General features: G+C 64.2%; 16 protein-coding genes. 15 read left to right on the plus strand and 1 reads right to left on the minus strand.

Features of this window, described 5'->3' with window-relative positions:
- From AC0L3E_RS03455 to AC0L3E_RS03490, 8 genes are all read left to right on the plus strand, one after another.
- Nucleotides 1-1,176: a branched-chain amino acid ABC transporter permease gene (locus AC0L3E_RS03455; protein ID WP_127292336.1), complete on the plus strand. Its 1,176-nt coding sequence runs from the start codon at nucleotides 1-3 to the stop codon at nucleotides 1,174-1,176.
- Nucleotides 1,173-1,958, plus strand: a complete 786-nt coding sequence (locus AC0L3E_RS03460) for an ABC transporter ATP-binding protein (RefSeq protein ID WP_245469824.1) — start codon at nucleotides 1,173-1,175, stop codon at nucleotides 1,956-1,958. The genes AC0L3E_RS03455 and AC0L3E_RS03460 overlap by 4 nt, the downstream gene beginning before the upstream one ends.
- Entirely contained in the window at nucleotides 1,951-2,652 is a 702-nt protein-coding gene (locus AC0L3E_RS03465; protein ID WP_473604218.1) for an ABC transporter ATP-binding protein, read from the plus strand. Before AC0L3E_RS03460 ends, AC0L3E_RS03465 begins: the two co-directional genes overlap by 8 nt.
- Nucleotides 2,653-2,856: 204 nt before the next feature.
- A complete protein-coding gene (locus AC0L3E_RS03470; RefSeq protein ID WP_128308587.1) occupies nucleotides 2,857-4,131 on the plus strand; it encodes a flavin-containing monooxygenase in 1,275 nt (424 codons plus the stop codon).
- 41 nt (nucleotides 4,132-4,172) lie between these two features.
- Nucleotides 4,173-4,589: a RidA family protein gene (locus AC0L3E_RS03475; protein WP_127380986.1), complete on the plus strand. Its 417-nt coding sequence runs from the start codon at nucleotides 4,173-4,175 to the stop codon at nucleotides 4,587-4,589.
- 4 nt (nucleotides 4,590-4,593) lie between these two features.
- The gene (locus tag AC0L3E_RS03480; RefSeq protein WP_127326478.1) at nucleotides 4,594-5,268 is read left to right on the plus strand and encodes a DUF1028 domain-containing protein; all 675 of its coding nucleotides are present in this window, start codon (nucleotides 4,594-4,596) and stop codon (nucleotides 5,266-5,268) included.
- A 21-nt stretch (nucleotides 5,269-5,289) separates the two neighbouring features.
- Entirely contained in the window at nucleotides 5,290-6,807 is a 1,518-nt protein-coding gene (locus AC0L3E_RS03485) for an aldehyde dehydrogenase (RefSeq protein ID WP_473604219.1), read from the plus strand.
- Between the two features lie 124 nt (nucleotides 6,808-6,931).
- Complete coding sequence (locus tag AC0L3E_RS03490; protein WP_127267113.1) at nucleotides 6,932-7,888, plus strand: LysR family transcriptional regulator; 957 nt, start codon at nucleotides 6,932-6,934, stop codon at nucleotides 7,886-7,888.
- Nucleotides 7,889-7,894: 6 nt separating this feature from the next.
- Here AC0L3E_RS03490 and argE read toward each other — a convergent pair whose 3' ends face one another.
- Nucleotides 7,895-9,055, minus strand: a complete 1,161-nt coding sequence (gene argE, locus AC0L3E_RS03495) for an acetylornithine deacetylase (protein WP_473604220.1) — start codon at nucleotides 9,053-9,055, stop codon at nucleotides 7,895-7,897.
- 279 nt (nucleotides 9,056-9,334) lie between these two features.
- Between argE and AC0L3E_RS03500 the strand changes: the two genes are divergently transcribed.
- The 7 genes from AC0L3E_RS03500 (at nucleotide 9,335) to nirB (ending at nucleotide 19,228) form a co-directional block, all read left to right on the plus strand.
- Nucleotides 9,335-11,404 (plus strand): oxidoreductase, encoded by a 2,070-nt coding sequence (locus tag AC0L3E_RS03500; protein ID WP_473604221.1) that lies wholly within the window; start codon nucleotides 9,335-9,337, stop codon nucleotides 11,402-11,404.
- An 82-nt stretch (nucleotides 11,405-11,486) separates the two neighbouring features.
- Nucleotides 11,487-12,089 carry an ANTAR domain-containing response regulator gene (locus tag AC0L3E_RS03505; RefSeq protein WP_473604222.1) on the plus strand — a complete coding sequence of 201 codons (603 nt, stop codon included), beginning with the start codon at nucleotides 11,487-11,489 and terminating at the stop codon, nucleotides 12,087-12,089.
- 2 nt (nucleotides 12,090-12,091) lie between these two features.
- Entirely contained in the window at nucleotides 12,092-13,330 is a 1,239-nt protein-coding gene (locus AC0L3E_RS03510; RefSeq protein WP_473604370.1) for a CmpA/NrtA family ABC transporter substrate-binding protein, read from the plus strand.
- Nucleotides 13,331-13,686: 356 nt separating this feature from the next.
- The gene (locus AC0L3E_RS03515; RefSeq protein ID WP_127276282.1) at nucleotides 13,687-15,003 is read left to right on the plus strand and encodes a CmpA/NrtA family ABC transporter substrate-binding protein; all 1,317 of its coding nucleotides are present in this window, start codon (nucleotides 13,687-13,689) and stop codon (nucleotides 15,001-15,003) included.
- Between the two features lie 70 nt (nucleotides 15,004-15,073).
- On the plus strand, nucleotides 15,074-15,964 hold the full coding sequence (gene ntrB / locus AC0L3E_RS03520; protein ID WP_127326483.1) for a nitrate ABC transporter permease: 891 nt from the start codon (nucleotides 15,074-15,076) through the stop codon (nucleotides 15,962-15,964).
- An 11-nt stretch (nucleotides 15,965-15,975) separates the two neighbouring features.
- Nucleotides 15,976-16,773, plus strand: a complete 798-nt coding sequence (locus AC0L3E_RS03525; protein ID WP_027035388.1) for an ABC transporter ATP-binding protein — start codon at nucleotides 15,976-15,978, stop codon at nucleotides 16,771-16,773.
- Between the two features lie 4 nt (nucleotides 16,774-16,777).
- A complete protein-coding gene (gene nirB / locus AC0L3E_RS03530; RefSeq protein ID WP_473604223.1) occupies nucleotides 16,778-19,228 on the plus strand; it encodes a nitrite reductase large subunit NirB in 2,451 nt (816 codons plus the stop codon).

The following is a 19,228-nucleotide window of genomic DNA, read 5'->3' on the forward strand; positions in this document are numbered from 1 at the left end:
ATGCAGGGTCGTGCTTCACCCGACGTGCCGGGCATAGCCGCGGCCACGGTCTTCGCCATCGCCTCGCAAATCATCGGGGCAGCGTTCCTGTACCTCATCCTCAGAGTCGACGGCGGCTGGCAGGTGGTCGGCCTGCTGGCCTTGCTCGGCCTCGGTTTCTATCTGCTGGAGAGGCTGCCGTGGATCGCCGACTATGCGTTGGCGAGCTTTGCCCGGGTTCCGCTCGTGGCGATGATCACTGCGGCGGTCATCGTGCTGGCCTTTCCGTTCTTCGTCGGATCCAACACCTATATCCTCCATCTGCTGATCGTCGCCGAGCTTTATGCGGTGCTGGCGCTGGCGCTCAATTTCCAGCTCGGCAGCGCCAACATCCCGAACTTCGCCACCGGCGCTTCCTACGGCATCGGCGCCTACGTGTCGGCGCTGCTGGCGATCAATTTCGGCGTCAGCTTCTGGCTGACGCTGCCGGTCGCGGCGCTGGCGGCGACCCTGTTCGGTTTCATCATCGGCATCCCGTCGATGCGCACGCGCGACACTTATCTGGCGCTCGTCACCATCGCCTTCGGTGTCGTGGTCCAGCAATTGCTGAACAATTTCAGCTGGACCGGCGGACCCAACGGACTGGTCGGCATTCCGGCGCCCAGCCTGTTCGGCCATTCCTTTGCCGATCCGCTGGTGATCTTCGGCTGGAAGCTGCCGAGCCAGGCGAATTTCTATTATTTGTCGGCCGCACTGGTCGTCGTCGCCATCGTCACCGCGCATCGGCTGCACGGTTCGCGCATCGGTTTGGCCTGGAATGCGCTGCGCGCCGACGAGATCGCCGCCAAGGCGCAAGGCATCAATGTGGCGTGGTTCAAGGTTCTGGCCTTCGCCGTCGACGCCTTTCTCGCCGCCTTCGCCGGCACGATCTACGCCTTCTACGTCTCCTACATTTCTCCCGACAATTTCACCTTCCTGGTCTCCGTCACCATCATGACCATGGTCATCGTCGGCGGCATGGACAATATTTTCGGTGTCATCGTCGGTGCGTTCCTGCTGACCATCCTGCCGGAGAAATTGCGCGCGTTCGCCGACTACCGCCTGCTGTTCTTCGGCGTCGTCATCATCGGCTTCCTGATGATCCGGCCGCAAGGTCTGTTCCCGCAACGCATGCGGCGCTACGGAGGCGGACTGTGAGCGCGCTTCTCAAGGTCGAGAATTTGACGATGCGCTTCGGCGGCCTGGTCGCGCTCAACGATGTCAGCCTGTCGATCGACAAGGGCGCGGTGCTCGCCGTCATCGGCCCGAACGGCGCCGGCAAGTCGACGCTGTTCAATGTCGTGACCGGCGTCTACCGGCCAACCTCCGGTCGCGTGACCTTCGACGGCGCCGAGATCACCGGCCGCCCGTCCTACGAAGTTGTCGACCGCGGCATCGCCCGCACATTCCAGTCGTCGCGTCTGTTCTCCGACCTCAGTGTCCTCGACAACGTCATCATCGGCATGCACACCCGCACCAGGACCGGCGTGCTGACCGCGCTGTTTAGGCCTGGCGCATCGCGCCGCGAGATGGCGGCTTGCGTGGAAAAGGCCGAAACCCTGCTCAAGCTCGGCTCCGGCGACCTGTTCGAACAACGCTACCGGCCAGCGAGTACACTGGCCCAAGCCGACAGGCGGCGCCTGGAAATTGCCCGAGCGCTCGCATCGCAGCCCAAGCTCTTGCTGCTCGACGAACCTTCGGTCGGCATGGACGATACGGAAACCGACGCGCTGGTGGCCGACATCACGCGGCTGCGCGTACAAAACCCTGCTCTGTCGGTGGTCCTGATCGAGCACGACATGCGGGTGGTCGAAGCGTTCCCGCAGCATGTCACCTGCATCGACTATGGCAGCAAGATCGCCGAGGGCGACTTCGCGGCGGTGCGAGCCGACCCGCGCGTCCAGGAAGCCTATCTCGGGAAGGCGGTCGCCCATGCTTGAACTCAGGGATGTCGATACTTCCTATGGCGCGGTGCCGATGCTGCGCGGCGTGGCGATGAGCGTGCGCCCCGGCGAACTGGTCTGCCTGCTGGGGCCGAACGGCGCCGGCAAGACGACAACCTTCATGACAGTCTGCGGCGTCGTGCGGGCGCAGCGCGGCAAGGTCGAGGTGATGGGCAGGGACATGGCGACGCTCGGCACGGAAAACCTGGCGTCGCTCGGCGTCGGGCTCGTTCCCGAAGGGCGCCGGCTGTTCCCCGGCCTGACCGTGGTGGAGAATTTGCGCCTGGGCTATGACGCGGTGTCGGGCAGGGGACCCAATTTCGGGGTGCAACTGGACAAGATGTGCAAGCTGTTTCCGCGCATCCAGGAGCGCCTGCGCCAGGTCGCCGGGACTTTGTCGGGCGGCGAACAGGCGATGGTGGCGCTGGCGCGCGCGCTGATCGGCGAACCCAGACTGGTGATCATGGACGAGCCGTCGCTCGGTCTCTCGCCAAAACTCATCGGCGAGTATTTCGAGATCACAAGGGAGATCCATCGCCAAGGCACGACCATCCTGTTGATCGAACAGAATGCCGAAATGGGGCTGGGCATCGCCGATCGCGGCTATGTGCTGGTCAAGGGTAAGGTCGCCCAGGAGGGGCCGGCAAAGGAGTTGCTCTCGTCCAAGGCGGCCAGAAGCCTTTATCTCTGAGCCGTCCGTTTCTTCTGACTCAACAGTGATGATCCACGCCCCGCGCTCCACATCTTCGGCCATGCTTCCCGGCATTTAGGGACAAGCTAACCACTGCCACATGAAATCATAATTTTCGCTGCCCGGTGCCTCCAGTAAACCAAACGATCAGATCTCCGCCACATCCGCAGACACTCCCGGGGAGAGCCAGAAAGGGCCGCTGAAATGCCAGTCGAAACGGTAGACACGCTTGTTGTTGGCGGCGGCCAGGCGGGGCTGGCCATGAGCGAGCATCTGAGCAAGTGCGGGGTGCCGCATCTCGTGCTCGAGCGGAGCCGCATCGCCGAACGCTGGCGTACCGAAAGATGGGACTCGCTGGTTGCCAATGGTCCCGCCTGGCATGATCGTTTTCCCGGCATGGAATTTCCGGAGGCCGGTCCCGACGCCTTTGTCGGCAAGGAGAAGGTCGCCGACTATTTTGTCGCTTACGCCGGCATGATCGCTGCCCCCATCCGCTGCGGCGTGGAGGTCAGGAGCGTGGAAAGGCTTGTCGGCCGTCCCGGCTTCCGGGTCGAAACCTCGGATGGCGTGATCGAGGCCAGGAGCGTGGTTGCCGCCACCGGGGCTTTCCAGCATCCGGTCATTCCGGCGGTTGTCCCCGGGGATGCCGGAGCGATGCAGATCCATTCCAGCGCCTATCGCAATCCGGGCCAGTTGCCCGAAGGTGCGGTGCTGGTGGTCGGCTCGGGATCTTCGGGAGTGCAGATTGCCGACGAACTCCAGCGCGCGGGACGGCGCGTCTACCTCTCGGTCGGGCCGCATGATCGGCCGCCGCGGGCCTATCGCGAGCGTGACTTCTGCTGGTGGCTGGGGGTTTTGGGCAAATGGGACGCCCAAGCGCCGGCGCCTGGCACCGAACACGTCACCATCGCGGTGAGCGGCGCGCGGGGCGGCCAGACGATCGACTTCCGGCGTCTTGCCGCGCAAGGGATGACGCTGGTTGGCCGGACGGAATCCTACAAGGAAGGGGTCATGACCTTCGCTCCGGATCTGGCTAAAAATATCGCGCGCGGCGATGCGAACTACATGTCGGTGCTGGACGAGGCCGACGCCTATGTCGCTCGCAACGGCCTCGACCTTCCCGAGGAGCCCGCGGCCCGCGAGATCGGACCGGACCCGCAATGCATGACTGATCCCATTCTCGAGCTGAACCTGGCGGAAGCCGGGATAGGTTCGATCATCTGGGCAACGGGATTCACCGTCGATTACAACTGGCTGAAGGTCGATGTGTTTGACGAAAAGGGCAAGCCGAAGCACCAGCGCGGCGTGTCGACCGAGCCGGGAATCTATTTCCTGGGACTGCCGTGGCAATCGCGGCGGGGGTCGAGCTTCATCTGGGGCGTCTGGCACGACGCCCAGCATGTGGCGGACCATATCTCCACGCAGCGCAAGTACCTGGCCTACCATGCGTCCGCAAAGCGCGAGACCAAAGTGGCATAGAAACGGACGTCCCGACCTCGAGCCGACTGACGGAGACCAAGATGGCCCATACAAGAATTCGCAAGTTCAACACCAAGGACACCTATCCCGAGCAGAAGCTCGACAATGATCTGTGCCAGGCGGTCGTTACGCGGGGCGGCAGGACCGTCTATCTGCGCGGCCAATGCCCGCAGGACCTCGACACGGCCAAGAATATCGAAAGCCATGATCCGGTCGAACAGACGCACAAGGTCATGCAGAACATCCGCCAGCTGATCGAGGAGTGCGGCGGCACCATCGAGCATTTGGTCAAGGTGGTGGTCTACATTACCGATGTCCGCCATCGCGAGGCGGTCTACCGCACCATGGGCGAGTATATCAAAGGCGTGCATCCCGTCTCGACCGGCCTAGTCGTGCAGGCCCTGGCGCGGCCGGACTGGCTGGTCGAGATCGACGGCACCGCAGTTATCCCGGATTAAAGTCATGACATTCTCCATCGTCGCGCGGTGCAGCCGCACCGGCATGTTCGGGGTCGCGGTGTCCTCCTCGTCGCCTGCTGTGGCGGCGCGCTGCGCCTATGCGCAGGCGGGCGCCGGCGCCGTTGCCAGTCAGAACGTCACCGATCCTGCGCTGGGACTGCGCGGTCTCGAATTGCTGGCGCGCGGCGCGTCGGCGGCAGAGGCGATTGTCATATTGAAGCGCACCGGTGCCTATCCCGAATACCGGCAGGTGCTGGCTGTCGATGCCGCCGGGACGACCGCTATCCACTCAGGGCCCAAGGCGCTTGGCATCTGGGCGGAGGCGCGTGCGGACAATGTCGCCTGCGGCGGCAACATGCTGGCCCATGACGGCGTTCCGCAAGCCATGGTCGAGGCGTTCCTGGCGTCGGAAGGGCATCTCGGCGACCGCCTCATCGCGACCATGCGCGCCGCGCTGAAAGCGGGCGGCGAGGCGGGTCCTGTCCATTCCGCCGGTATGAAGCTGGTGCGCGAGGTGGCGTGGCCGGTCGCCGATTTGCGCTGCGACTGGACCGACGATTGCCCGATCGAGCAACTGGCGACGCTGTGGGAACTCTACAAACCGCAGCTCGATGCCTATGTGACCCGCGCGATAAACCCATCCGATGCGCCGAGCTACGGCGTGCCGGGCGACGAATAGTCAAGACAGGGGTCACCTGCGATGAGCGAACTCAGTCACAAGGACTGGATCGGCAAGGCGTCCGCGATCCGTTTTCGCGACAAGGCGTTCATCGACGGCAAGACGGTCGCAGCGCGTTCGGGCCGGACCTTCGCCAGCGTCAATCCGGCTACCGGCGAGGTGCTGGCCGAAGTGGCGTCCTGCGGCGAGGAAGATATCGATCTGGCGGTTGCCGCAGCGCGGCGCAGCTTCAATGCGGGTGTCTGGTCGCGCACCAGTCCGGCGCACCGCAAGGAGGTCTTGCTGCGGCTGGCGCAGCTGCTGCGCGAAAACCTGCATGAACTGGCCCTGCTTGAATCGCTCGACATGGGAAAACTGGTCAGGGATGCGGCCGCGGTCGACGTTCCCGGCTCGGCAGCGATCTTCCAATGGTATGGCGAGGCCATCGACAAGATCTATGGCGAAGTGGCGCCGACCGGCGAAGGCGATCTGGTGCTGGTGCGGCGCGAGCCGCTTGGCGTGGTCGGCGCGGTGGTGCCGTGGAATTTCCCGCTCGACATGGCGACCTGGAAATGCGCACCGGCGCTGGCGGCAGGCAATTCGGTGGTGCTGAAACCCGCCGAGCAGTCGCCCTTGTCGGCCCTGCTTCTGGCGGAACTGGCAATGGAAGCGGGCCTGCCCGCAGGCGTGCTCAATGTCGTGCCCGGCCTTGGCGAAACCGCCGGCCAGGCGCTTGGCCGTCATATGGATGTGGATTGCCTCGCCTTCACCGGTTCGACCGCCGTGGGCAAGATGTTCCTGCAGTATTCCGGCCAGTCGAACATGAAGCAGGTCTGGCTGGAGACCGGCGGCAAGAGCCCGAACCTCATCTTTGCCGATTGCGGCGATCTCGACGCGGCAGCCGACATGGCGGCCTTCGGCATCTTCTTCAACCAGGGCGAGGTCTGTTCCGCCAATTCACGCCTGCTCGTCCAGCGCGGCATCAAGGATGCCCTGGTGGAGAAACTGGTGCAACGTGCGGCGGCCACGCAGCCCGGCGATCCGCTCGATCCAGCTTCGAAAATGGGCGCGATGGTCGATGCCCGCCACGCGGCCAATGTCATGCGCTTCGTTGAAGCCGGCAAGAAAACCGCGCGCCTGGTCGCGGGCGGCGACCTGGTCACGGTCAACGGGCGCGGCAGCTTTGTCCAGCCGACCATCTTCGACAATGTCGCGCCCGCCGATCCGATTGCCCGCGACGAGATCTTCGGGCCGGTGCTTTCGGTCATCGCCTTCGACGACGAGGCCGACGCGATCCGTATCGCCAATGACAGCCCATACGGGCTGGCCGCATCGCTGTGGACCGACAGCCTGTCGCGCGCGCATCGTATCGCCGGCCGGCTGCATGCCGGCACGGTTTCCGTCAACACGGTCGACGCGCTGAGCCCGATGACGCCGTTCGGCGGTTTCAAGCAATCCGGCTTCGGCCGCGACCTGTCGCTGCATGCGCTCGACAAATACACCGCGCTCAAAACGACATGGATCAAGTACTGTTGGGCGCCTAAAGCGCATCGCGATTGAACGGATTCAAGCGATGCGCTTTTGGCCTTTGCTCTATGCATGTCATTTGCGCAAAACCGGGCCCACTTTTGCGCGACATGCATTAGGCTTGATCGAAGCCCTCAAACCAGCAACATAGCCAGCCATGCCGCTACGCTTCACGCTCAGACAGCTGGAATATTTCGTCGCCGTGGGCGAAGCCGGCTCCATCGCTAAGGCGGCCGAACAGGTCAATGTGTCGCCGCCGTCGATTTCGGCCTCCATCGCACAACTGGAAACCGAGTTCGGCGTGCAGCTTTTTGTCCGCAAGCATTCGCACGGCCTGTCGCTGACAGCCGGCGGCCGCATCTTCCTCAAGGAAGCCGCAAGGCTGCTCAACGATGCCGACGCCTTGCATGACGTCGCCGGCGATTTTGCCGAAAAGGTGCGCGGCCCGCTGGCGGTGGGATGTCTGCTGACGTTCGCGCAGATCGTGCTGCCGGCGCTGCGCATGCGGTTCGAGCGTGCCTATCCCGATGTGCGGGTGCGCCAGTTCGAGCGCAATCAGGGGCAATTGCTCGAGATGCTGCAGCGCGGTGAAATCGACCTTGCCTTGACCTACGATCTCGAACTGTCGCAGGACATGACCTTCGAGCCGCTGATGCTGGTGCCGGCGTACGTCATGCTGCCGGCGGGGCATCGCTTTGCGGCAAAGGCGTCGATCACGACGGAGGAGCTGGCCGACGAGCCGATGGTTCTGCTCGACCTGCCGTTCAGCCGCGAATATTTTCTGTCGGCATTCCACCAGCGGGGAATCCGCCCCAACATTGCCGAGCGTACCGGCGACATCGCCGTCATGCGTTCCATGGTGGCCAACGGCTTCGGCTACGGCATCGCCAATATGCGGCCGCTCAACACGCTGGCGCCGGACGGCAAGCCGCTGGTCTTCGTGCCGCTGGACGGCGATCTGCGGCCGCTGACCATGGGCGTCGCCTTGCCCAGTTCCGAACACCGCACGCAAACCGTCCAGGCGTTCATCGACCACTGCCGGCATTTCGTCGTCGAGCAAGGCGTGTTCGGCGCCGAGCGGGCTGTCGGCCAGGCAGCACTTCCACAGAAGTAGCCCCGGTTAAGCCAACTGCTGGTCGGCAAGCCGCTGCAGCAATTTTTCCAGCATGCCATCGCAACGGCGCATCTGCTCGACGCTGACGAACTCATCCGGCTTGTGTCCCTGCGCCATCGATCCCGGTCCGCACGCGACCGTCGGCGTGCCGAGATCGCGGCTGAACAGGCCGCCCTCCGTGCCGTAGGCAACCTTGATGGTGTTGTTGGCGCCGGTCAGCGATTTGATGAAAGCGACGGCTTGCGAACTGGCCGGCGTGTCCAGGCCGGGATAGGTGTTGGTGATGTCGATGTCGATTGCCGCCTCAGGCGCGATGGTCGAGGCTTCGGAAGCAATATGAGCAGCCTCCTTGCGCAGGCGGTCGAGAATCTCATGCGGATCGTCGGCCGCGACATTGCGGATCTCGAAGTCGACCTGGCAGAGGTTCGGAACGATGTTCAGCGCCACGCCGGCGTTGATCTTGCCGACATGGACGGTCGTGTAGGCAATGTCGTAGTCGCCGTCGCGGGCGCCATCGCGCACCAGCCGGTCCTGCTCGCGGCGCAAGGCGGCGACGAAGTCGCAGCCGAGATGGATAGCATTGAGCGCCAACGGAGCCAGCGCCGAATGGCCCTCGCGTCCCTTGCAAAGCGCGCGTGCGGCAAGCTTGCCCTTGTGGCCCGTCGCCACCTGCATGTCGGTGGGCTCGCCGACGATGCACAGCAAGGGCCGCTGCGGGGCTGCTTGCAGCATGTCGATCAGGCTGCGCACGCCGATGCAGCCGATCTCCTCGTCGTAGGAGAGCGCCAAATGCAGCGGCGTGCGCAGCGTCATTTTCGATGCTTTAAGGCACGCCGCGAGTGCGCAGGCCACAAAACCCTTCATGTCGGCTGTGCCACGTCCGTAAAGCTTGCCGTCTCGGCTCGTCATCTCGAAGGGCGGCAGCGTCCAAGCCTGGCCGTCGACGGGGACGACGTCGGTGTGGCCGGACAGCATGATGCCGGAAGCATCAGTCGGTCCGATGGTGGCAAACAAATTGGCCTTGTGGCCGTCCTCGCTGTGGATGATCTGGCTGGCAATGCCGTGCGCGTCCAGCAGCTCCGCCACGTAGCCGACGAGGGCGAGGTTCGAATCGCGGCTCACCGTCGGGAACGCGATCAGTTTTTCAAGGATCTGGATGCTGTCCATGCGTCTTGTGTCTCATTGGGCGTGCGCGCTATCTAACATTGCGCGGCGGCGGCCTTGAAGTCGCATTTGGCTCAGCCGGGATTCAGCGGATGCTAATCCATGCAGTGCTGCCGATTAGGCGCGTCCTAACCGGCACAGAAGAAATCTGTTGTTTCCCGGCGCTTGCCGCAACTTATGAATGGTCTCACGGCATCAACCCACTGGGCTGGCCGGCTTGCACCTTGGCTCGAAACCATGATCGGGCATGTGCAAGGCGACGCTGGCAGGAAGGCACGTTCCATGCGCGATCCGCGCTACGACATTCTGTTCGAGCCCGTGAAGATCGGTCCGGTGACCGCCAAGAACCGCTTCTATCAGGTTCCGCATTGCAATGGCGGCGGCTATCGCGATCCTTCGGCCGCGGCCGAGATGCGCCGCATCAAGTCGGAAGGCGGCTGGGGCGTCATCTTCACCGAGCAGACCGAGATGCACCACACATCGGAGATCACGCCCTTCATCGAGCTCAGGCTGTGGGACGACGCCGATATCCCGGCGCTGGCGAAGATGGCAGAGGCCATGCACCAGCATGGCGCGCTGGCCGGCATCCAGTTGGCCTATTCGGGCATCAACGGTCCCAACCTCTACACCAAGGAGGTACCGCGCGGACCGTCGGCCCTGCCGATCCGAACCTTCACCAACGATCCGGTGCAGGCGCGCGCCATGGACAAGCAGGATATTCGCGACCTGCGCCGCTGGCACCGCAATGCATTCAAGCGTGCCAAACTGGCGGGCTTCGACCTGGTCTGCCTCTACGGCGCGCATGGCTTCGGCATCATCCAGCACTTCCTGTCCACCGCCACGAACCAGCGCAGCGACGAATATGGCGGCTCGCTGGAAAACCGCTCGCGGCTGATGCGTGAGCTGATCGAAGAGGGCAGGAACGCCATCGGCGACACGTGCGGCCTAACGCTGCGGCTGTCGCTGGACGAGATGATCGGCGAGCTTGGCTTCGGCAACTCCGAAGTGCGCGACATGATCGAGATGCATGCCGACCTGCCAGACCTCTGGGACCTGGCGCATGGCGCCTGGGAGGACTGTTCGGGGCCGTCGCGGTTCAAGGAGGAGGGCGCGCAGGAGAGCCTGGTGTCCGGCATCAAGATGCTGACCTCGAAGCCGGTCGTCGGCGTCGGTCGCTTCACCTCGCCGGATGTGATGGTGAAGATGATCAAGTCCGGCACGCTGGACTTCATTGGCTGCGCGCGGCCGTCGATTGCCGATCCCTTCCTGCCGAAGAAGGTGGAGGAGGGGCGGATCGAGGACATTCGCGAATGCATCGGCTGCAACATCTGCATCACCGGCGACATGACCATGTCGATCTCTCGCTGCACGCAGAACCCGACCTTCATGGAGGAGTGGCGCAAGGGCTGGCATCCCGAACGGATGCAGGCCAAGGGCGACAGCGACAGCGTGCTGATCGTCGGCGCCGGCCCGGCCGGGCTGGAGGCGGCGCGTGCACTCGGCCTGCGCGGCTACCAGGTGGCCATCGCCGAAGCCGGAACCGAACTCGGCGGCCGCGTGGCGCGCGAGTGCCGCTTGCCCGGTCTCTCGGCATGGGGGCGTGTGCGCGACTATCGCCAGTACCAGATCAGCCAGATGTCCAATGTCGACGTCTATTTCGAAAGCCGGCTGTCGGCCGAGGAAATCCTCGCCTTCGGCTTCCAGAACATTGCCGTCGCCACCGGCTCGACATGGCGCCGCGATGGCGTGGCGCGCGCGCATGTCGTGCCGATGCCGGTGGACCCGGCCATGCCGGTCTACACGCCGGACGATTTGATGGGCGGCAATATACCGACCGGCACTGTCGTGCTGTTCGACGACGATCACTATTACATGGGCGGTGTCCTGGCCGAGCTGATGGCGCGGCAGGGCGCGAAGGTGACGCTGGTGACGCCGTCGGCCTATGTGTCCGACTGGACCCGCAACACGCTGGAGCAGGGCGCCATCCATCGCCGGCTGGCCGAACTCGGCGTCGAGATCGTGCTGAACCGGGCCGTGACGCGCATCGTGGCGGGTGGGGTTGCCACTGCGTGCGCCTATACGGGCAGCCAACGCGACTTCGCCGCGGACGCCGTCGTGCTCGTGACGTCGCGCCAACAGGACGATGGCGTCTGGTGCGAACTGAAGGCGCGGCGGGATCAATGGGCCGATAGCGGCATCCGCTCGATCAAAGTCATCGGCGATGCCGAGGCGCCGGGTCCGATCGCCTGGGCAACCTACGCCGGCCACCGTTTCGCCCGCGAGCTGGACGAAGCCGATATCGGCGACGCACTGCCCTTCCGCCGCGAGGTCACGGCGTTGGCGGCGGATTAGACGCCGGCGGCCCGGTCAGCGAATATCGGGTTGTTCAACCATACTGCATTGCACAATTCCTTCGCTTGGTCACAATGCAGGCATGGTTCGAACCGCACTCGCCGTCCTGGTGATCGATGAAAACCGCATCCGCGCCGCGATCATCGAGGCGGGATTGCGCGAGGCCGGCCATGAGCGAGTCACCGTCATCCATGACGTGACCGGCATTGCGCGGCGGATCGCCGAGATCGAGCCCGATGTCATCGTCATCGATCTCGAGAATCCGAACCGCGACATGCTGGAAAACATGTTCCAGCTGTCGCGCGCCGTGAAACGGCCGATCGCCATGTTCGTCGACCGCTCCGATCAGGCCTCGATCGAGGCGGCGGTCGATGCCGGCGTTTCGGCCTATGTCGTCGACGGTCTGCGGCAAGAGCGCGTCAAGCCGATCCTCGACATGGCGGTAAGCCGCTTCAACGCTTTTTCGCGCATGGCGCGCGAACTGGAAGAGATTCGCGGCGAGCTAGAGAGCCGTAAGGTGATCGATCGTGCCAAGGGCATATTGATGAAGTCGCGCGGCCTCTCCGAAGAGGCGGCCTACACGCTGCTGCGCAAGACGGCGATGAACCAGAACCGCAAGATCGGCGACATCGCCCAGAGCCTGGTGACTGCCGCCGGGCTGCTGGGACCGCCGGAGGACGAATGAGCATGACTGCTGCGCACCAGATCACCGCCGGTTTCATGCCGCTTTTCGACAGCGCCGTGCTGGTCGCGGCCGGGGAGCTTGGCTTTGCCGCACGAGAAGGCATCGACCTCACCCTACACCGCGAGACGTCCTGGGCCAACATCCGCGACCGCATCGCCATCGGTCACTTTCATCTCGCGCATATGCTGGGACCGATGCCGCTCGCCTGCAATCTCGGGCTGACGCCACTCGCTTCGGAAACCATCGTGCCGTTCTCGCTCGGGCTCGGCGGCAATTGCGTCACCGTCTCCAACACCGTCTGGGCCGGAATGGTGGCGCACGGCGCCGAAGCCGATCTTGATCCGGCGCGCGCCGGTGCGGCGTTGCGCGCGCTCATTCGCGAGCGCGCTGCGGCCGGTGGCGACCCGCTGCGCTTCGCCGTGGTGCATCCGCATTCCGGGCACAATTACGAACTCCGCTACTGGCTCGCCGCCTGCGGCATCGATCCGGCGCGCGAAATCGAGATCGTCATCGTGCCGCCGCCCTTCATGGCGGATGCGCTGGCCACCGGCCGCATCGACGGGTACTGCGCAGGCGAACCTTGGAACAGTGCTGCGGTTGCCGCCGGCACCGGGCATATCGTCACCGTCAAGGCGCGGATATGGCGTAACAGCCCGGAGAAGGTGATCGGCGTGCGCAAGGCCTGGGCAGACGAAAACGCCGGGGCCTTGGCGGCGTTGCTGCGCGCGCTGCATCACTCGGCGCGCTGGTGCCAGGATCCGGCCAACCATGGCGAATTGGCTGCCGTCATGGCGCAGGCCGGCTTCCTCGGCCTGCCGCCGGCCGTGCAGATGCCGATCCTGACCGGCCATCTCCGACTGGGTGGCGGCGCGGAGCGGAGCATCGACGACTTCTTCCTGCCCTTCGACAAGGCGGCGAACTTTCCGTGGAAGAGCCATGCGCTGTGGTTCTACACGCAGATGGTGCGCTGGGGGCATGTGGCGCACACGCCTGAGAACCTCGCCATTGCGCGGGATTGCTATCGTCCCGACCTCTATCGTTCGGCGTTGAAGCCGCTTGGCGTCGCACTTCCCGGCGCCAATTCGAAGGTCGAGGGTGCGCTCCAAATTGCCACCGCGGTCGGCGCGACAGGCGCCGGCCTTGTGCTCGGTCCGGACGGTTTCTTCGACGGCCAGATCTTCGATCCGGACGAGATCGACGCGTACATTACCGGCCAGAAATCGGTTCGCGCGGAAGCCTGATCATTTCCGCGCCACTCTTGTGCATTGCACAAAAATTGTGCGCACGATTGCCCGAGTGAACAATCTTTGGCCTGTTGGCCATAGGACCCGGCGCGCCCGCGATCGGCGCGGGCTGCTGATTTTATTGATCTTTTTCACCTTTCTCGAAACTGGCACGGTTCCTGCTTTGAAATAGACAGGCCCTTCGCGGGTCACGGAACAGGCGTCCAATGGCGGGCGCCACAGGCAAAGCTGCCGCTCAGGTTAATGCGCGCTCCCGGTCACCGGGACGCGATGACCTGGCTGGCGGCTTTTTTGTTTTGATCAACACGCAATCGACGACGCGGATCCCAAGCCGCGCCCAACCGGAGACGACGATGACGAAACGGATCAGGACTGGAACGACCCTCAAAGACATGACGCGCCGCGATTTTCTGGTCAGCAGCGCGATGACGGCCGGCCTGTTCGTGGCGGCCCGCAAGCTCTTCCCTTCCGGTGCCTATGCTGCGACCGCCACTCCGGAGGTCACCGGCGCCAAGCTCGGCTTCATTGCCCTCACCGATGCGGCACCGCTGATGATCGCCAAGGAGAAGGGGCTGTTCGCCAAGTTCGGCATGCCCGATGTCGAGGTGCTCAAGCAGGCCTCCTGGGGTGCGACACGCGACAATCTGATGCTCGGCGGCGCGGCCAACGGCATCGACGGCGCCCATATCCTGACGCCGCTGCCTTACCTCATGCACACGGGCAAGGTGACGCAGAACAACCAGCCGATGCCGATGGCGATCGTGGCGCGGCTCAACTACGACTGCCAAGGCATTTCGGTCGCCCAGGAATATGCCGGCACCGGTGTCGGTCTCGACGCCTCGAAGCTGAAAGATGCTTTTGCCGCCAAGAAGGCGGCCGGTAAGGAAATCAAGGCCGCCATGACCTTCCCGGGCGGCACGCATGATTTGTGGCTGCGCTACTGGCTGGCGGCCGGTGGCATCGATCCCGACAAGGACGTCTCGACCATCGTCGTGCCGCCGCCGCAGATGGTGGCCAACATGAAGGTCGGCAACATGGACGTGTTCTGCGTCGGCGAACCGTGGAACGAGCAGCTCGTCCATCAGGGCGTCGGCTTCACCGCCGCCACGACGGGCGAATTGTGGAAGGGCCATCCGGAAAAGGCGCTCGGCCTGCGTGCCGAATTCATCGAGAAATACCCGAACGCCACCAAGGCGATCCTGATGGCCGTCATGGAAGCCCAGCAATGGTGCGAGGCCGCTGAGAACAAGGACGAGATGGCCGCCATCATCGGCAAGCGGCAATGGATGAACGTGCCCGTCGCCGACATCATCGGCCGCCTCAAGGGCGACATCAACTACGGCAATGGCCGCGTCGCCAACGGCACCGATCTCTCCATGAAGTTCTGGAAGGGCGGCGTCTCCTATCCTTTTAAGAGCCACGACACGTGGTTCCTCGCCGAGAACATCCGCTGGGGCAAGTTCGCGCCGACCACCGACATCAAGGCGCTGGTCGATCAGGTCAACCGCGAGGATTTGTGGCGCGAAGCGGCCAAGGATCTCGGCGTTGCGGCTGCCGACGTTCCGGCGTCGTCGTCGCGCGGCGTCGAGACCTTCTTCGACGGCAAGATCTTCGATCCGGCCAACCCGTCCGCCTATCTCGATAGCCTGAAGATCAAGGCATCGGCCTGAACCCCTGCGCAAACGGCGCATTGCGCCGTTTGTCGCTCGAATTATCTGCCCCACGGAGTTTTCCCCAGACATGTCGATCCAGACTATCGAGGACACCAAGGTGAAGGCCTTTCCTGCCAAGCCGGCGGAGGTCATCGCCTTCACTGCCAAGGCACGGCGTCGCTTCGAGCCGCTCGCCATCGCCGGCAAACTGGCAAGCGCGCTGGTGCCGCCCATCATCGTCATCGCGCTGATGCTGGTCGTCTGGCAGATCGCCTGTTCGTCGCCGACATCAAGCCTGCCGCCGCCGACCCAGGTGTGGAACGAGGCCTACGATTTGATCGCGCATCCGTTCTTCGACAATGGCCCGCAGGATATCGGTCTGGCATGGCGCGTGCTGATCTCGCTGCAGCGTGTTGCCATCGGCTTCGGCCTGGCGGCGGTGGTCGGCGTCGCGCTCGGCGCGCTGGTCGGCCAGTCGATCTGGGCGATGCGCGGCCTCGACCCGGTGTTCCAGATCCTGCGCACGGTGCCGCCGCTGGCCTGGCTGCCTCTGTCGCTGGCGGCGTTCCGCGATTCCAGCCCGTCGGCGATCTTCGTCATCTTCATCACGTCGATCTGGCCAATCATCATCAACACCGCGGTCGGCGTGCGTAACATCCCAGAGGATTATCGCAACGTCTCGCGCATCCTGCGGCTCAACCAGTTCGAGTTCTTCGTGAAGATCATGGTGCCGGCCGCCGCGCCTTACATCTTTACCGGCCTGAGGATCGGCATCGGCCTGTCCTGGCTCGCCATCGTCGCCGCCGAAATGCTGACCGGCGGCGTCGGCATCGGCTTCTTCATCTGGGACGCGTGGAACTCGTCCCGGCTGCCCGACATCATCGTCGCGCTCGCCTATATCGGCGTCACCGGCTTCTGCCTCGACCGTCTGGTCGCAGCGGTCGGCGCCTTTGTCACCCGCGGCACAACGGCAAAGTGAGGAGAGGGGCGATGACGGCCTATCTGAAACTCGACCATATCGACAAATCCTTCACGCGTGGTGCCCAGGTCAGCGAGGTATTGAAGGACATCAGGCTGACCATCGACAAGGGCGAATTCGTCTCCATCATCGGCCATTCCGGCTGTGGCAAGTCGACCTTGCTCAATCTGATCGCCGGGCTGACCAAGGTGTCCGCCGGCGCCGTGCTGCTCGAGGACAAGGAGGTCGACAGCCCCGGACCGGAACGCGCCGTGGTGTTCCAGAACCACAGCCTTTTGCCGTGGCTGACCGTCTACGAAAACATCAATCTGGCGGTGTCGAAGGTCTTCGGTCGTTCGAAGAGCAAGGCCGAGCGGCATGACTGGATCATGCGCAATCTCGACCTCGTGCAGATGGCGCATGCCAAGGATAAACGCCCGGCAGAAATATCGGGCGGCATGAAGCAGCGCGTCGGGATCGCCCGGGCGCTGGCCATGGAGCCGAAGATACTGCTGCTCGACGAGCCGTTCGGCGCGCTCGATGCGCTGACGCGCGCCCATCTGCAGGATGCGGTGATGGACATCCACTCCAGGCTCGGCTCGACGACGATCATGATCACCCACGATGTCGACGAGGCGGTGCTGCTTTCCGACCGCATCGTCATGATGACCAATGGCCCGGCGGCAACCATCGGCGAAGTGCTTCCCGTGCCGCTGGCGCGGCCGCGCCGGCGCGTCGAACTCTCTTCCGACCGGACTTTCCTGCGCTGCCGCGAGGCGGTGCTGAAGTTCCTCTACGAACGCCACCGCTTCGTCGAAGCCGCGGAGTAGCACCATGAGCGAAAGACTTGTCATCATCGGCAATGGCATGGCCCCCGGGCGCATGCTCGAGCACCTGCTGGAACAGGCGCCGGGCCGCTACACTGTCACCATCTTCAACGCCGAACCGCGCGTCAATTACGACCGCATCATGCTGTCGCCGGTGCTGTCGGGCGAGAAAGCCTATGAGGAGATCATCATCCACGGCGACGGCTGGTACATCGCCAACAACATCACCCTCTACAAGGGCCACAAGATCGTCACGATCGACCGGTCAACGAAGACCGTCACGTCAGATCATGGCGTCACCGAACCCTACGACAAGCTCGTCATCGCCACCGGCTCGGTACCGTTCATCATCCCGGTGCCCGGCCATGACCTGCCGGGCGTGCTGACCTATCGCGACCTCGACGATGTGCAGGCGATGATGCTCGCCGCCCAGTCGCGGGCCAAGGCGGTGGTCATCGGCGGCGGCCTGCTGGGTCTGGAGGCGGCGGCGGGCCTCAACGCGCAAGGCATGGACGTCACCGTGCTGCATGTCATGCCGACGCTCATGGAGCGCCAGCTCGATCCGGCGGCCGGCTATCTCTTGCAGCGTGCGGTGGAACAGCGCGGCATCAAGGTCATCACCAAGGCCAACACACAGGCGATCACAGGCAACGGCAAGGTCGGGCAGGTGGAGCTTGCCGACGGCACCATTATCCCAGCAACGCTTGTGGTGATGGCCGTCGGCATCAGGCCGAATTCGGCGCTGGCGAAACAGGCCGGCATCGCTGTCAACAGGGGCATCGTCGTCGACGCCGGCATGCGCAGCAACGATCCCGACATCTACGCGCTCGGCGAATGTGCCGAGGTCAACGGCCAGGTCTATGGCCTCGTCGCACCGCTCTACGAGATGGCGCGCGTCACAGCCAGCCAGCTGGCCGGCAACGAGGCGGCGGCCTTCGTCCATATGGACACGCCGACCAAGCTCAAGGTCACCGGCATCGACCTGTTCTCGCTCGGCGACTTCGCCGAGGGCGAGGACCGCCAGGAGATCGTGCTGCGCGATGCGGCCGCCGGCGTCTACAAGCGCCTTGTCCTGAAGGACGACCGCATCATCGGTACCGTGCTCTATGGCGAGACGGCTGATGGAGCCTGGTTCAACGACCTCAAGAAGAAGCAGACCGATATTTCCGAAATGCGCGACACGCTCATCTTCGGCCAGTCCTACCAGGGGGGTGCCCCGCTGGACCCTATGGCGGCCGTTGCAGCCTTGCCGGATGATGCGGAAATCTGCGGCTGCAACGGCGTTTGCAAGGGAAAGATCACTGGCGCGATTACGGGGAAGGGCCTGACGTCGCTCGACGACGTGCGCGCCCACACCAAGGCGTCAGCCTCCTGCGGCTCCTGCACCGGGCTGGTCGAGAAGCTGATGGTGCTGACCATCGGCGACAAATACAATCCGGCGGCGGTGCAGCCGATGTGCGGCTGCACGACGCTCGGCCATGACGAGGTGCGCCGGCTGATCATCGCCAAGGGCCTGAAGACCATTCCCGCCGTCATGCAGGAACTGGAGTGGACGACCTCCTGCGGCTGCGCCAAATGCCGGCCGGCGCTCAACTATTATCTCGTCTGCGACTGGCCGGACGAGTACGCCGACGACTACCAGTCGCGCTTCATCAACGAGCGCGTCCACGCCAACATCCAGAAGGACGGCACCTATTCGGTGGTGCCGCGCATGTGGGGCGGCGTCACCAACGCGGCGGAGCTGCGCGCCATCGCCGACGTCGTCGACAAGTTCGAAATCCCGATGGTCAAGGTCACCGGCGGCCAGCGCATCGACATGCTCGGCATCCGCAAGGAAGACCTGCCGGCGGTATGGGCCGATCTCGGTCAGGCCGGCTTCGTCTCCGGCCACGCCTATGCCAAGGGGTTGCGCACGGTGAAGACCTGCGTCGGCTCGGACTGGTGCCGCTTCGGCACGCAGGATTCGACAGGGTTTGGCGTCCGCATCGAAAAATTCATGTGGGGCTCGTGGACCCCGGCCAAGGTCAAGATGGCGGTGTCGGGCTGTCCGCGCAACTGCGCCGAGGCGACCTGCAAGGATGTCGGCGTGATCTGCGTCGACAGTGGTTACGAGATCCATTTTGCCGGCGCGGCCGGCCTCGACATCAAGGGCACCGAGGTGCTCGGCCTGGTCAAGACCGAGGATGAGGCGCTGGAGCATATCGTGGCGCTGACGCAGATGTATCGCGAGCAGGGCCGCTATCTCGAGCGCATCTACAAATGGGCCAAACGCATCGGCATCCCCGAGATCAAGCGCCAGATCATGGACGATGGCGAGAAGCGCAAGGCTTATTACGACCGCTTCGTCTTCAGCCAGAAATTCGCCCAGGTCGACCCGTGGTCGGAACGCGTTTCCGGCAAGGACAAGCACGAATTCCGGCCGATGGCCTCGGTCGGGTTTGCGCAGGCGGCGGAGTGA

It is taken from the genome of Mesorhizobium sp. WSM4822 (genome assembly GCF_055811155.1).